Genomic DNA, 14,868 nt, shown 5'->3' with positions numbered 1-14,868 from the left:
AATATTTCGCCTTCAAGGAAATGACTTTAATATTTTTCCAACTCTTGCAACACTTCTTTTTTATAACTTCGGCTAATAGGTAATGCCTGTTTTAAAATGGTAATTTGCTCGTTTGTAAACGAGGAAATATGTGCTAAAGCGATAATGTATGAGCGGTGAATTCTTATAAATTTGGTGTTGGGTAGTTTACCTTCAATAGCGCTAATGGTTTCACGAGTTACTATGATTTTCTCTGTGGTGTGAATTTTTAAATAATCGCTATAACTTTCCACATAAATAATACTATCAAAGTCTATTTTAATCATTTTTCTATCAGAGCGCACAAAAATAAAATCGTGAGTTTCTGTGGTAGAAATACTTTGTTTCTCTGTGTTTTGGTGAGTTTCAAAATAGCGATTTACAGCATCTAGCAATCGGTTAAAAGCGATAGGTTTTAAAAGATAGTCAACCGCTTTAAGCTCAAAACCCTCAACCGCATAATCGCGATATGCTGTGGTAAAAATTACTTTAATATTTTTGTTGATGGATTTAGCAAACGAAATTCCTGAAATTTCAGGCATGTTTATATCCAAAAAAACAAGGTCGATATTTTGGTTACTTATGTGTTTAAAAGCTTCAATAGCACTATTGCAACTCGCCACGATTGTAATATTTTCAATGTTCGATAAATGTGTTGCAATTACCTCACGAGCAATAGCTTCATCATCTACAATTAAACAATTTATGTTGGCGTTGTGCATTATTGATGTAATGTAAGTTCTACTTTAAAAATATGGTTTGTATTGCTAATATGCAATTGATGCTTGTTTGGATACACCAATTCTAAACGCTTCTTGATGTTATCTAATCCAATGCCATGTGGTTTTTTTACTTCGTTTTTAAAGGAATTTGTGATACTAAATACAATGTTGTTTGCGTAGCTTTCTAAATTCATAGCAATAGTTAAAGCGCCGTTTTGCAAAGCACCGTGTTTAAAACTATTTTCAACAAAAGGGAGCAGCAGCATGGGTGCAATAGTTTTGTTATCATCATTTAAAACAGATTTAAAACTCACATTTAAGGTGTCGTTAAAGCGCATTTTTTCAAGCGTAATGTAATCTTTAATATGTTCTATTTCTTCTGATAGTGCAACGAAAGGTTTATCGGCTTGATACAACAAGTAATCTAATAAATTAGATAGTTTTAGTATCATTTCTGGGGTTTCATCGGCTTTTTTTAATGCAAAACCATACAACGTATTTAAGGTGTTAAATAGAAAATGCGGATGAATTTGCATTTTTAAGTAGTGTAATTCTTGTTCTTTTAACTTTAGTTGGGTATCTAAAATTTTGGTTTTTAAAGCATTGTTTTGCTCGGTGTTTTTTAGGTTTAATTTTAGCAACTTAAAAGCACTCACAATAAATGTTACTAAATACACCGCGGTAACAATAAATAAGGTGTTTTTGGTAGCAGGAGCCATTTGCGAATACTCGAAATTCGATAAATAAATCAAACTAAAAAAAATGGAAACCATGATTAAATACAACGAAATAATAAATGCATAAACACTATAAAGCACAAATAGAGCGTAGCGTTTTTTTATTAAATAATCGGGGATTAATTTATAAATGGAAACATAAGTAACGGCAATAGTAACGGGCATTAAAAAGTAAGAGAACAGTAAGGTGTCGTTAAAATTTTTAATATCTGTCCCGAACAAATAGGTGTAAAAAAACAGCACACCAATCCAAAAAGCAATGTGTAAACCAGCCTGCGCTATTTTGTTTAGAATAAACTTTTTTGTGAGCATGTTTGCCTAATTTGTACAATTATACCATATTTTTAATCAGAAAATAACTTTTGTAGACGAATAACCGAATTAATTCCCGATTTTACATTTAAGTTAATTTAGGGGCTAAACAGGTTACTCGTCGCATTTTAATTTTTAAACCAAACTGGGATGCTAAGTTTGAGCATGTTTAATTAAAATCATCACATTATGAAATTACTTTTAGTAGCTCTGTTTTTAGAAAAATTAGTACTTCCGCTTCAAATTTTACAACGTTTTTACGAAGGAGGACCGTTGTTTATGTCCTTAATTTTAATCTGTTTATTATTGTCTATTTTATTTATTGTACTCGGATTTATAAACTTGAAGAAGAATAAAGACGCATCAAAAAAGTACTTGCGCCTTACGATCGATTCTAGTTTGTTAGGGTTGGTTTTAGGGTTTTTAGGTTCAGTAATAGGTTTAATAATGGCTTTCGATTCGGTTGAAGCTATGGGAAGCCCAAGTCCTGAAGTTTTTGCTGGCGGACTCAAAATATCCTTATTAACCGCAACATTTGGGTTATTCTCGTTTGTAGTCTCTCGATTTGGAATATTGATTTTGAGATGGTTTATAAAAGAAGAATAAGCAATCAAAAAAATAACGAACAGTTATTAAGGTGAATCTCGTTAGGTTCACTTTTTTTGTTGATTTTAAGATGAAAGCAGATAAAAAAATTAACTTAGCTATCCTAATTTGTAAATCAACAAAAACTCATGAAAAAAATATATGTACTTGCGCTAACGGCAATTCTTTTTGTATCCTGTAAAACCAAATCGGAGACTGAAATAGTAGTTAAAGATGTTTTAGCCGAGGCTTCACCAAAAAGTGCAGGTATGTCTAGTGAGCGCCTTGCGAGAATAGACACCTTGTTAACACACGCTATTGCGGATAATATGATTCCAGGAGCAGTAGCCTTAGTGGCCAGAAAAGGTAAAATCGTGTATTTTAAATCTTTTGGAATGGCCGATAATGCTGAAAATAAACCGTTAGAAAACGATGCTATTTTCCGAATTGCATCGCAAACAAAAGCTATAACTTCTACAGCGGTAATGATGCTTTGGGAAGAGGGCAAGTTCAATTTAAATGATCCTATTTCAAAATACATTCCCGAATTTGGTAAAGCGCAACTGTTGGATACTTTTAATGAAGCCGATTCGTCATACACCACAAAACCTGCCGAAAACCAAATCACTATAAAACATTTGTTAACCCATACTTCTGGTTTGGGCTACGGACAAATAGATGGCGACGCAAAATTCAAAAAAATATATGCTAAAGCAGGTGTAACCGATTTGTTTACTACCAAACCCGTAACCATTGAAGAAAGTGTGAAAATTTTAGCCAAATTACCCTTACATCATAACCCAGGTGAACGTTTTACTTACAGCGAAGGTCTAGATGTGTTAGGTTATTTTGTTGAAGTGATTTCTGGAATGCCTTTCGATGCATTTTTAAAATCACGAATTTTTGAGCCGTTAGGTATGGAAGACACCCAGTTTTATTTACCAGAAAGCAAGTACAGTCGTTTAGTAACGGTGCAAACCAAAAATGATGGTGCTTGGGAAAAATTTCCAGTAACGTTTTACGATACCGATTATCCTAAAAAAGGCGCAAAAACATTCTTTTCGGGAGGTGCAGGTTTAACGAGTACCGCAGAAGATTACGCTAAATTTTTGCAAATGTATTTAAATGGCGGTGTTTATAATGGCAAGCGTTTACTTAGCAGAACAACGGTAAACACTATTTTGACCAATCAAATTCCGTACATAAACAGAGAAATTGGTACGTCACATGGTTTAGCTTTTGGTTTAATTGATAAAAAAGCAGCAGATTTAGGAGGTCATGGGAGTGAAGGGACTTTCCAATGGGGTGGTTATTTTAACACCACTTATTTTGCCGACCCTAATGAAGAATTTTTAGGAATCTTATTAAAGCAAACCCAACGTATTGGCGATAATACATCAGATATTTTTAAACGCTTAGTTGTGCAATCTATTGAGGACTAAATTTATTACATCGTCATTTAAACACTGTTTTTTTAATTAAAAACACAAATAACATCGTCAGTTTAAAATAAAAAAGTAATACTTACGCAAAGTGGAAAAATCAATTAAAAATTCCTTAATTTTAGTTGAGTGAAGCGCAGTATTATTAATAGAAACAAACAAACTTTCTCGAAAACTAAACTATTCAAAAAATGATTCAAAACGGACCAGAAGTAGAGCGATTATCAGGTGAAGATACTTATAGACACTGGAAAATGTGGGGGCCATATTTGGCCGACAGACAATGGGGAACCGTACGCGAAGATTACAGCGAGCATGGGACTTCTTGGGAGTTTATAGATCATGATAAAGCCCGAAGTAATGCCTTTCGTTGGGGTGAAGAAGGTATTGCTGGATTTTGCGATTCTAGAGAAATTTTATGTTTAGCTACCGCGTTTTGGAATGGTAAAGATCGCATTTTAAAAGAACGTTTATTTGGGTTAACCAACAATCAAGGTAATCATGGGGAAGATGTAAAAGAACTCTATTTTCATTTAGCCTCAACACCCACACATTCTTATTGCAAATACTTATACAAGTACACCCAAAACGCCTATCCTTACAACGATTTAGTTTCAGGAAATCGCAGGAGTCGTGACGAATTTGAATACGAATTATTAGATACAGGAATTTTTAAAAACAACGAATATTTCGATTGTTATATTGAATATGCTAAGGCCGATGTAAATGATATTCTCATGAAGGTTACCGTGGTAAATCGTGGTGATAAAACGGCTGATATTCATGTGTTACCCCATTTATGGTTTCGTAATTTTTGGAAACATAACAAACGCCATACACGACCAAGTATTAAGTCTATAAATGATTCTAGCGTGTATTCGCGTAGTACCAGAAATGGCCGTTATTATTTTTATCACGAAGGGGGTGAGCAATTATTTTGCGAAAACGAAACCAATAATAAACGTATTTATAATATTCCAAACGATGTTAGCTATGTAAAAGATGGCATTAACGAGCATGTTGTAAACGGAAAAGATACCGTAAATCCAGAGAAAACTGGTTCGAAATTCGCAGCATGGTTTAAACTAAATTTACAACCTGGAGAAGCTAAAACGATTAGGGTAAGATTAAGTAAAAATAAACACGAAAACCCTTGGGCAGATTACGATCATATTTTTTATGAAAGAATAAACGAATATGAAGATTTTTATTGGCAAACCTTAAATGATGATCTGCCAGCAACTCATAAAGAAATTGCCAAAAGTGCTTTTGCTGGTTTATTCTGGACAAAGCAATTTTACTATTACGATGTACATAAATGGTTGTTTGGCGGTCCTGGTGAAATAAAGCCAAATAGGACGAATTTACGAAATTTAGGTTGGCAACACCTTACCAATAGGCATGTAATTTCTATGCCCGATAAATGGGAATATCCTTGGTATGCCGCTTGGGATTTAGCCTTCCATATGGCTTCGTTTGTTGAGGTCGATCCGTTTTTTGCTAAAGAGCAATTACTACTTGTTTTAAAGGAAAATTATATGCATCCAAATGGTCAAATTCCTGCTTACGAATGGAATTTTAGCGATGTAAATCCACCCGTACATTCATGGGCTGTTTGGCATGTTTACGAAAAAGATAAAGCTTATAATGGTAAAGGTGATATTGAGTTTTTAGAACGTGCCTTTCAAAAATTACTACTCAATTTTACCTGGTGGGTAAATCAAAAAGATAAAAATGGCACCGATTTATTTGAAGGTGGGTTTTTAGGGTTGGATAACATTGGCGTTTTCGATCGCAACCACATGCCTCCAGGTATCACGCGAATGCAACAAGCCGATGCTACCAGTTGGATGGCGATGTTTACATTAAATATGTTACGCATGTCCTTCGAGCTTGCCGACCAAAACCGATCGTACGAAGATGCAGCAGCTAAATTCTTTAGGCACTTTTTAAATATTGCTTGGGCAATGCATCACATTGGCGAACGCGATATTTCGCTTTGGGACGACGATGATAATTTTTATTACGATGTGGTCGAGATGAATAGCGGCGTTTCCGATCGTTTAAAAGTACGCTCTTTAGTGGGGGTAATTCCTATGTTTGCTGTTGAGGTGATGCACAAAGATTTATTTGAAGAATTGAAAGATTTTAGGTTTCGAGCTAACGAAATTATTAGAACACGCCCCGATTTAGCATCGTTAATTTCAAATATTGATGCGCCAAATGATGATGGCAACTATCTGTTCTCTATTATGAGAGGTTTTAGGTTAGAACACCTTTTGAAGCGTTTATTGGACGAAGATGAATTTTTATCAGATTTTGGTATTCGATCCTTATCTAAATACCATGAGAAACACCCTTTTGTATTCCAGTATCATGGGTATCATCAAATACAATACGAACCAGGTGAAAGTCGCTCGAATATGTTTGGCGGTAATTCCAATTGGCGCGGACCAATTTGGATGCCAATAAATTATATGATTATTCAATCGTTGCGAAAATACTACAAGTTTTATGGCGACGAATATCAATACGAATTCCCAACAGGCTCTGGTAATAAACTCAATTTAAAGCAAATTGCGAACCAACTTACAAAACGTTTAATAAAGCTTTTTGAGGTGAATTCTAACGGTAAATTTCAATATCATGCCAATGATGCCGAAAATAAATTTACCAACGACGAACATTTTAAAAACTTACACCTGTTTTACGAGTTTTTCGATGGTGATACAGGTAAAGGTTTAGGCGCTTCGCATCAAACCGGTTGGACAGCTTTAATTGCGAATTTAATTATGGAAATGGATGAGTAGGTGGTTGTTTTTTGAAATTTCGGTTTATGTAGGGAATTGAAGTTTGTTAGTAGTTTAAAATAATAAAAAAAAATGATTTGAATAAATACCAAGACATAAATAAAATATCGAAGTTACTTAGTGAGGTTAATACTTTATCCGCTCACCAAAGAGAAATAGAAAAAATTAAAGGCGAAACTTTTAATATCTTTTCAATTTTAGGAGTCGAAACTAAAGAGAACAAAACGCATTCAAATTTCATAGCCGAATTACTAAGCCCTAAAGGAAGTCATTTGCAGGGAAGTGTCTTCTTAGAGTTATTCTTAGAAACCATAGAATATAAAGAGCCTTTAAACTTTTTAAATACTAATGTTATAAAAGAGCATCATATAGGAGCAAAAACTAATTCGGATGGTGGACGAATTGATATTCTAATTACTGATAATAATAATTGTATATCAATAGAAAATAAAATCTATGCTGGTGACCAAGAAAATCAATTAATTAGATATTGTAATTTTAGTAAGGGACAAAATAAGGTGTATTATTTGACTTTATTTGGGGAAGATGCCTCAGAGATGTCAATAAAAGATAGTGACTTATTGGTAGAAAAAGATGAAAACAAGTTAAAAAATGGAGAGGATTACTATACTTTAAGTTATTCTTACGATATCTTAAATTGGTTAAAATTATGCTATGAAAAATCAGTAAATGTACCTCAACTTAGAGAGTCGATAAAACAATATATATTATTAATTCAAAAATTAACAAATCAAAATATGAATGACCGTCAAAAAATGATTGACTTGTTATTTGACAATCACGAAGCAGCAGATACGATTAGCACGGAATTCCAAAATTTACGAGATCACATTAGATATCAGTTCAGAGAGGATGTTGTAAAAATTTTAAAACAAAAATTTTCAGATAAAAAATTTGATATAAAGACTCCTAATGCCATACATAAAAAAGGTATTGCACAAATATTTGTTTTTAACAAGTCTCTCGGTATAAATGAATTTGAATTAGAAATTTCAATTGAAAGTTTTAATGATAGTGGTCATCACGCTGGCAATGTTTTTATTGGTATTTTAGATTTTAATTCTAAATACAAAAATTATCCTATTTATGAAATTTCACCTGATTTTGACAATAGATATTGGAAAACTGTCAAGTATTTAGACTACAACGGAAATCATATAAATTTTAGAGATAATTCATTTTTGGATAAGATTAAAAATCCAAATAGTGATATTTATCAAACAATATTGAACCACTTTGTTGATCAATGTATAGAATTTATTAATGAATTTAATCCGAAAATAGAAGAGTATTTTATATCCGTTAAAAATAAAGTTATCGAAGAAAATTAACTATTCCTATTAAAAAATTGGAGGAGAATTGTTGTTGTTTTCTTTTTGTAAAATACTTGGATGTTTTCAATTAGAATAGTAAATGTTACAAATTACATGATTGCTGATAGCTTAATCAAAAGCTTTTGATATGCGTTGACAAAACAATCCTAAAACAAATCATTTAGCACTTTAGCTAAACGAATTCCTCCTTTTTGTAATTGTTCGCGTACGGTACCAAAAAACAAATACGAATAACGATAACGTAAATTTTCATTAGGTTTTACGTTGTCGTAAATTTTGCGAGTAATCGTGTGTGTTTCGTTTACCCAATCAATGACAGAGCCTTCTTGAAGCGCTTTAATTTCTTGTTTTGTTAAGTATTCGGTGTTATTGGCAAGTTCGGTGTAGGTCATGCCGTAATTATCAATGAGTTTACTATCCCAAACACTATGTAAATTGGTGTCGTTGTAAAACCATTGCACATGAAAATCGTTTCCGCCACGGTCTTCAGCTAAACCAATATGCATAGGTTGATGTAAATCTCCAATTAAATGAATAAGAAGTTTTAGATAGAAAGCTTTATCGTCGTCGCTACTATTTTTGTTTGTAATTACAGCTTTACACTTTGCAATGCCAGTAACCAAATCACCTTCAGGGTTACTCTTAGCTGCATCATAATCGGCATCCATAGGGATGTTTACATAGTGCCAAGTAGAAAACGCTTTGTAACGGTCGTCCGATTTTATTTCATCAGCAAAAGTAGAAGCAAAAGCCAACGATTCTCTATTCAAAATCTTTTTAATAGCACGTTTGGCTTTACCAGATAAGTGCTTGTTCGCAATTTCACCAACAACGCGATGTCCTGTGGCACCCCATTTTGGTTCGTTTTTTGCCGAAATTACTAACGAAGACAGCATTACAGCTATTAAAATAAATTTAGTTTTCATGTTGTACGGTTGAATATTTAATTTTTGGCTAAATTAAATAAGTAAGACTTCTAAAAATTTAAAGAAGTGTTAATTTTTTAGATCAAAAACTTAAGTGAAATAAAAGCAATTTATTTCCGTTTATTTCGGCGGTTTGCATTTTTATCACCACGCGTTTTTGGCTTTTTATACTTTTTCGCCATGTCACGTCGGTACGATCCACCTAAATTAACCTTTTGGTTTTTAGCTTTTTTCTCATGAAAAGCAGGACCAGGAGCATCTTCTTCTTTTTGCCTATGCGGATTATTACGTTCCTTAATTTCAGGGCGTTCTTCGGGCGTTAACTCGTTTGAAATTTCAACAGTTTCAGGAAAATCTACTACTGGAATTTCCATTTGCATTAACGTTTCAATATTTTCTAAGGCCTCTTGTTCTTTTTCGGTGTAAAAAAGTACCGATTCACCTTTGCGTTCTGCACGACCTGTTCTACCAATACGGTGCATGTAATTTTCAGGATATTCTGGCGTGTCGAAATTAATAACGTGACTCACATTATCAATATCTAATCCGCGAGCCATAACATCGGTAGCAATTAAAATCCTGTTTACACCTTCGCGAAACTGCTCAATACTGCGCAAACGATAATTTTGGGTTTTGTTTGAGTGAATAACGCAAAGCTCTTCTTTAAAAAATTCATCTAACTTTTCAAAAAGACGATCTGCCATACGTTTATAGGCAACAAACACGATAACTTTATTAAAGTTTTCACGGTCTTTTAATAAATGCACCAGTAAATTGACTTTGGTGTAAAAGTTAAGGACTTGATATTTGGTTTGCGAAATATTTTCAAGCGGTGTCCCAGAAACGGCAATTGAAATTTGCTCCGGATTAATAAAAAAGTCATTAATTAAAAGCTCTACGTCATGTGTCATTGTTGCCGAAAACATAATGTTTTGGCGACGTTGAGGTAAAATATCAAAAATATTAATGAGCTGATGTCTAAACCCTAAATCGAGCATCACATCTACCTCGTCTATAACCAATTTCTGAATAGATTTTAATTGCAACGCTCTACTTAACGCTAAATCGTAAAGTCTACCTGGAGTAGCAACAATAATATCTAAACCTTGTGCTACGGCCTGTTTTTGAGTGTTAATATTGGTGCCACCATACACTCCCAATACACGGTTATTAATGTATTTAGAGAGTTTTTCTATTTCATCAACCACTTGCACCACCAGCTCTCGAGTAGGTACAAGCACTAAAATTCTTGGGTTATCTTGCTTAGAAAATTTTAAATTTTTTAAAATAGGTAACATGTAGGCAAAGGTTTTTCCTGTACCAGTTTGTGCAATACCAACCATGTCTTTTCCCGATGCCACCACATTAAAAGCTTCAGCTTGAATAGGTGTAGGTGTTGTAAAGCCTAAATCGTTTAAGGCGTTGTGTAAAGGCGTGTTTAAATTTAAATCTTCAAAAGTCAAAACCACAATATTTTGTAGCAAAGGTAAGGTTATTATTTTGGGATTTTTACAAAAGTTGGAGGTTTGTATTTTAATGTTAAGTGTGTTGTAATCCAACTTCAATAATGAACATTATCTAATTTTTAATGTTTTGGGGTTTCTACTGCGGTGTCTTAAGGTTAGTATATAAAGCGTGTTATCAATAAATTCAAAGTAGAGTAGATAGTTCTGAATAACTTTAACATATACATTTGGAATATCTGTTGGCCGCCCAATTTCAGGAAAGTCCAAAATTAACTGAAGCTGTTCTTCAATTAATTCATATAATTTTAAGCTAAAGAGGTTCGATTTGTTTCTGTTTTTCCAGTAGTTGAGAATATCAAATAGTTCTTCTTTAGCTTTTTTTGTCCAAATTATTTTTTTATCCATTTTAAAACTTCCTCTTGAACTTGAGAGTTAGTATAGGTGTCACCTTTTTCAATTTGTATTTTAGCTTCGGAAATCGCCTGTTTTTCATCATTGCTTGTAATGAATTCAGAAGCGTCTGACTGAAAGTTAATGAGCTGCAACAGTTCGGTTAACTTTTTTTTATCCGATATACTGGTGATTTTTGTAATGAGATTTAATTTCAATTCTGCGGCATTCATAATTCCAAAATGTTAATCCTTTTATAAATTTAAAAATTATTTAGCTAAAAGTGCCAATTAAAGCAGTTTTTCACTGATTGCTATACTATAACTCGCTTCAAATTCGCCACCAACTTCCAAACTTAAAATACCTTCTTTGTCTTTTAAATTCCCGTTTGTATCTACGCTATCGGCAATTCCAAGCCAAGGCTCTATACACACGTAGTCGCCGTTAGGTTTTGCCCAAATACCCATATAATTAAATTTAGGATAGCTAACCTTTAAAATTTCGCCATGATTTTTGCTGTTTAAACTAATCCATTTAGATTTTAAATCTTTAAAAACAAGGGCGTCAACCTCAAAAAGTTCGTGTTTTAAAGGTAGGGTGTTCGTGTTGTTAAAAACAGGTTCGGTTTCGTTTAAAATAAGTCCGCTACCCATTTCAATTAAATGGCGTTTTGAGTTTTCATTATGTTCAAATTCTAGAAAATAATCATCGTAAGCTTCATCTTCAAAAACAGGACATTTAAAAGCCGGATGCCCACCAAGTGAGAAATACATGGTTTTTGTATCGGTATTTTTCACGGTATGCGAAACTGTAACCATATTTTCGTTTAAAGTAAATGTGATAAAAAACTCAAACTTAAACGGGTAAATTTTTAGTAATTCGGCATTGCTTCCTAGTTTAAAAGTAAGGCTGTTATCGGTTTCGCTATGTAACGAAATATCTTTGTTGTGCCTAATAAAACCGTGTCTTGGCGTGTTATAAGTTTCACCTTCAAACGTTACAGAATTATCTTTTAAAGCACCAATTACAGGAAATAAATTAGGCGCGTAACTACCCCAAACATCAGGATTGGCGTCCCACATAAATTGGGTGTTATTTTTTACTGAAGAAATTTCGCAAAGTTCGGCGCCAATTTTTTTTATGGCAATTTTAAGTTTATCGTTTTTTAAAGTGTACATGCTTTTTTATAGTTTGAAACAGTACTACAAATTTGAAAAAAATTTAAGGATTCTAACTAACTTTGTGGCATAATTACAGATTATTGAGAACGACTTTAATAAAAAACATTGAAGATTTAGCAACCTTAAAAACGCAATTGTTGCAATGGGCACAACAGTTTGACGATGTTGTTTGGCTAGATTCTAACCCCGAAAAGAACAAAGCTACCCAAAAATATAGCAGTTACGATGCTATTTTGGCTGTAGATGCATTTACTAGTATTAAAACCGATTATTTCGAGGCGTTTGATAAGTTGAACGATTACCAAAAAACAACCAACGATTGGATTTTTGGCTATTTAACCTACGATTTAAAAAACGATGTAGAGCCTTTAAAATCTGAAAATCATGATGGCTTACACTTTCCTGATTTGTACTTTTTCCAGCCAAAAAAGCTATTTTTAATTAAAGAGAATACGCTTGAAATTCAATATTTAAAAGCGGTTGATGATGAGATAGATGTTGATTTTCAGGCTATTTGTTGTGGCGATAACGAAAGTTATAATGACTCGAGTAAAAGTATTTCCAACAATATCAAAATTCATTTACGCATACATAAAGACGCTTATTTTAGCAAGGTCAATAAAATGCTAGAGCACATCCATCATGGCAGTATTTATGAAGCTAATTTTTGTCAGGAGTTTTATGCCGAAGACACTGTAATAAACCCTTTAGAAACTTACAAAAAGCTCAACGCGATTTCCAATCCGCCTTTTGCCACTTTTTTTAACAGTTTCGATAATTATTTACTCTCGGCATCACCTGAGCGTTACATAAAAAAAGAGGGCGATAAAATCATTTCGCAACCCATAAAGGGAACTGCAAAACGTTCAGAAAATAAAATAGAAGACGAGAAATTAAAAAATGATCTGTCCAAAGACGAAAAGGAGCGTAGTGAAAACATCATGATTGTCGATTTAGTGCGTAACGATTTATCGAAGACAGCATTAAAAAACTCGGTAAAGGTGGAAGAATTGTGTAAAGTTTATACTTTCGATCAAGTGCATCAGATGATTTCGACGGTAACTTCAAAAGTTGATGAGTCCATAAATCCTGTTGAAGTTTTAAGAACCACTTTTCCTATGGGAAGCATGACGGGCGCGCCAAAATTTTCGGCAATGCAAATTATTGAAGATTTAGAAGAAACGAAACGCGGACTCTACTCTGGCGCGGTGGGCTATTTTACGCCAAATGGCGATTTCGATTTTAATGTGGTTATCCGAAGTATTTTGTACAACGAAACAAAAAAATATCTGTCCTATTCCGTTGGAAGTGCCATAACAGCAAAAAGCAACCCGTTAAACGAATACGAAGAATGCTTGGTTAAAGCAAAAGCGATGCGCGAAGTATTAGAAAATTAGATTTTTACGTAAAACACATAAATTAACTATTCAAGTTGGTATATTTGAATGCATCCTGTCATTCAGAAGGAGGCACGACTGAAGAATCTCAATAAAGTCACACTGAGCGCAGTCGAAGTGTAAATCTAACTATGTTAAATTAGTTGTATTTAGAATCAAAACGTAAACTAAACCCCTGAACCCATGGCAACATGACTCAAGAAGCCTTCAAAAAACATATCACCCAAAACCTTAATTTCTTAACAGAAAGCAAGCTAATTATAGCCATTTCTGGCGGCATTGATAGTGTTGTGTTAACATATTTATGCCACAAAATAGGTTTAAATATTGCACTTGCGCATTGTAATTTTAATTTACGTGCAGATGAAAGTGATGGCGACGAAGCCTTTGTAGAACAGCTAGCCGAAAGTTTGGGTTTAGAGGTGTTTGTTCAAAATTTTGACACCGAATTGTATTCCAAAGAACATAAACGTTCTGTACAAATGGCGGCTCGGGAGTTGCGCTACAATTGGTTTGAAGAATTGTCATCACAATTACAATTCGATTATATTTTAACGGCACATCATGCCGACGATAACTTAGAAACTTTTCTAATCAATTTTACACGAGGTACAGGGCTAGAAGGCTTAACCGGAATTCCAGAAGTTAACGGCAAATTTGTACGTCCGTTATTACCGTTTTCAAGTGAAGACATTGTAAATTATGCCAGCTCAAACCGTGTTAAGTGGCGTGACGATAGCAGTAACAAATCGGTGAAATATTTGCGCAATAAACTGCGCCACGAAGTGATTCCTATTTTAAAGGATATCAACCCGAGCTTGCTGCAAAGTTTTCAATCCACTTTAAATAATTTGCAAGATTCATCGCAAATCGTTAATGATAAAATGGATGAATTTCTGAATAAAACCATCGAAAATATAAGCGACAACGAGGTGCGTTTTAAAATTTCGGAGTTTAAAAAAATGAGCAACCCGAAAGCTTATTTGTTTGAAGCCTTAAAGGAATTCGGATTTACAGAATGGCATGATGTTGAAAACTTACTCGATGCACAACCGGGAAAGCAAGTGTTTTCAAATGAATTTAGATTAATCAAAGACCGTGATTATTTATTGTTGACTAAAAATGAAGTTGAAACCTTTTCAGAGGTAGTTATTTCAGATATTCAAGATCCAGTTGAAACACCCTTTGGAGTTTTAAATTTTGAAGAAGTTCAATCGAATCCATCAGATTTAAAATCGGAAAACCATTTCATTTTCGTTGATAAAGATCAACTTGAATTTCCGCTAAGTATCAGAAAAAAAGCAGAAGGTGATGTGTTTTATCCAATCGGCATGCAAGGTAAAAAGAAGTTAAGCAAGTATTTTAAAGACGAAAAATTTTCACTTCTAGAAAAAGAAAATACTTGGTTATTATGTTCTGGTGAAGCTATCGTTTGGATAATCAATCGAAGAGCAGATAACAGGTTTAAAGTCACTGAAAACACTAAAAACATCCTAAAAATAGAACTAATGTCACGCTGAGCGTAGT

13 protein-coding genes are annotated in these 14,868 nt (G+C 33.6%); 6 read left to right on the top strand and 7 right to left on the bottom strand.

From position 1 onward, the window contains the following. Positions 1-26: 26 nt before the first annotated feature. The gene (locus tag PK35_RS09095; protein ID WP_044626383.1) at positions 27-740 is read right to left on the bottom strand and encodes a LytR/AlgR family response regulator transcription factor; all 714 of its coding nucleotides are present in this window, start codon (positions 738-740) and stop codon (positions 27-29) included. Then, positions 740-1,789, bottom strand: coding sequence for a sensor histidine kinase (locus tag PK35_RS09090; RefSeq protein WP_044626382.1), 1,050 nt, complete (start codon positions 1,787-1,789; stop codon positions 740-742). Before PK35_RS09090 ends, PK35_RS09095 begins: the two co-directional genes overlap by 1 nt. A 189-nt stretch (positions 1,790-1,978) precedes the next feature. Between PK35_RS09090 and PK35_RS09085 the strand changes: the two genes are divergently transcribed. From PK35_RS09085 to PK35_RS17160, 4 genes are all read left to right on the top strand, one after another. Beyond that, positions 1,979-2,395 (top strand): MotA/TolQ/ExbB proton channel family protein, encoded by a 417-nt coding sequence (locus tag PK35_RS09085; protein WP_044626381.1) that lies wholly within the window; start codon positions 1,979-1,981, stop codon positions 2,393-2,395. 128 nt (positions 2,396-2,523) lie between these two features. Then, positions 2,524-3,816, top strand: coding sequence for a serine hydrolase domain-containing protein (locus tag PK35_RS09080; RefSeq protein WP_052825948.1), 1,293 nt, complete (start codon positions 2,524-2,526; stop codon positions 3,814-3,816). 191 nt (positions 3,817-4,007) lie between these two features. Continuing rightward, entirely contained in the window at positions 4,008-6,626 is a 2,619-nt protein-coding gene (locus tag PK35_RS09075) for an MGH1-like glycoside hydrolase domain-containing protein (RefSeq protein ID WP_044626380.1), read from the top strand. Between the two features lie 77 nt (positions 6,627-6,703). Beyond that, complete coding sequence (locus PK35_RS17160; RefSeq protein WP_052825945.1) at positions 6,704-7,978, top strand: PDDEXK-like family protein; 1,275 nt, start codon at positions 6,704-6,706, stop codon at positions 7,976-7,978. Positions 7,979-8,127: 149 nt separating this feature from the next. Here PK35_RS17160 and PK35_RS09065 read toward each other — a convergent pair whose 3' ends face one another. The 5 genes from PK35_RS09065 to PK35_RS09045 form a co-directional block, all read right to left on the bottom strand. After that, positions 8,128-8,907, bottom strand: a complete 780-nt coding sequence (locus PK35_RS09065; RefSeq protein WP_044626379.1) for a S1/P1 nuclease — start codon at positions 8,905-8,907, stop codon at positions 8,128-8,130. Between the two features lie 110 nt (positions 8,908-9,017). Then, positions 9,018-10,370 (bottom strand): DEAD/DEAH box helicase, encoded by a 1,353-nt coding sequence (locus PK35_RS09060; RefSeq protein ID WP_044626454.1) that lies wholly within the window; start codon positions 10,368-10,370, stop codon positions 9,018-9,020. A 111-nt stretch (positions 10,371-10,481) separates the two neighbouring features. Next, positions 10,482-10,778, bottom strand: a complete 297-nt coding sequence (locus PK35_RS09055; RefSeq protein WP_044626378.1) for a type II toxin-antitoxin system RelE/ParE family toxin — start codon at positions 10,776-10,778, stop codon at positions 10,482-10,484. Then, positions 10,763-10,996 carry a hypothetical protein gene (locus tag PK35_RS09050; RefSeq protein WP_044626377.1) on the bottom strand — a complete coding sequence of 78 codons (234 nt, stop codon included), beginning with the start codon at positions 10,994-10,996 and terminating at the stop codon, positions 10,763-10,765. Before PK35_RS09050 ends, PK35_RS09055 begins: the two co-directional genes overlap by 16 nt. Before the next feature lie 57 nt (positions 10,997-11,053). Further along, the gene (locus tag PK35_RS09045; RefSeq protein ID WP_044626376.1) at positions 11,054-11,941 is read right to left on the bottom strand and encodes an aldose 1-epimerase family protein; all 888 of its coding nucleotides are present in this window, start codon (positions 11,939-11,941) and stop codon (positions 11,054-11,056) included. A gap of 83 nt (positions 11,942-12,024) precedes the next feature. On the opposite strand from PK35_RS09045, the gene PK35_RS09040 reads away from it, so the two are divergent. After that, the gene (locus PK35_RS09040; RefSeq protein ID WP_044626375.1) at positions 12,025-13,341 is read left to right on the top strand and encodes an anthranilate synthase component I family protein; all 1,317 of its coding nucleotides are present in this window, start codon (positions 12,025-12,027) and stop codon (positions 13,339-13,341) included. A gap of 191 nt (positions 13,342-13,532) precedes the next feature. Beyond that, on the top strand, positions 13,533-14,861 hold the full coding sequence (gene tilS, locus PK35_RS09035) for a tRNA lysidine(34) synthetase TilS (RefSeq protein WP_044626374.1): 1,329 nt from the start codon (positions 13,533-13,535) through the stop codon (positions 14,859-14,861). Positions 14,862-14,868 lie beyond the last annotated feature (7 nt).

The organism is Neotamlana nanhaiensis (genome assembly GCF_000943555.1).
Taxonomy (GTDB): Bacteria; Bacteroidota; Bacteroidia; order Flavobacteriales; family Flavobacteriaceae; genus Neotamlana; species Neotamlana nanhaiensis.
The sequence above is the reverse complement of the archived record's forward strand: the minus strand, read 5'-3'. Positions and strand labels throughout refer to the sequence as shown.

Bases quoted from the DNA above. Each gene is read 5' to 3' on its own strand.
- PK35_RS09095 (WP_044626383.1), bottom strand. From the start codon at position 740: ATGCACAACGCCAACATAAATTGTTTAATTGTAGATGATGAAGCTATT.
- PK35_RS09085 (WP_044626381.1), top strand. From the start codon at position 1,979: ATGAAATTACTTTTAGTAGCTCTGTTTTTAGAAAAATTAGTACTTCCG.
- PK35_RS09090 (WP_044626382.1), bottom strand. From the start codon at position 1,789: ATGCTCACAAAAAAGTTTATTCTAAACAAAATAGCGCAGGCTGGTTTA.
- PK35_RS09055 (WP_044626378.1), bottom strand. From the start codon at position 10,778: ATGGATAAAAAAATAATTTGGACAAAAAAAGCTAAAGAAGAACTATTT.
- PK35_RS09050 (WP_044626377.1), bottom strand. From the start codon at position 10,996: ATGAATGCCGCAGAATTGAAATTAAATCTCATTACAAAAATCACCAGT.
- PK35_RS09075 (WP_044626380.1), top strand. From the start codon at position 4,008: ATGATTCAAAACGGACCAGAAGTAGAGCGATTATCAGGTGAAGATACT.
- PK35_RS09080 (WP_052825948.1), top strand. From the start codon at position 2,524: ATGAAAAAAATATATGTACTTGCGCTAACGGCAATTCTTTTTGTATCC.
- PK35_RS09045 (WP_044626376.1), bottom strand. From the start codon at position 11,941: ATGTACACTTTAAAAAACGATAAACTTAAAATTGCCATAAAAAAAATT.
- tilS (WP_044626374.1), top strand. From the start codon at position 13,533: ATGACTCAAGAAGCCTTCAAAAAACATATCACCCAAAACCTTAATTTC.
- PK35_RS09065 (WP_044626379.1), bottom strand. From the start codon at position 8,907: ATGAAAACTAAATTTATTTTAATAGCTGTAATGCTGTCTTCGTTAGTA.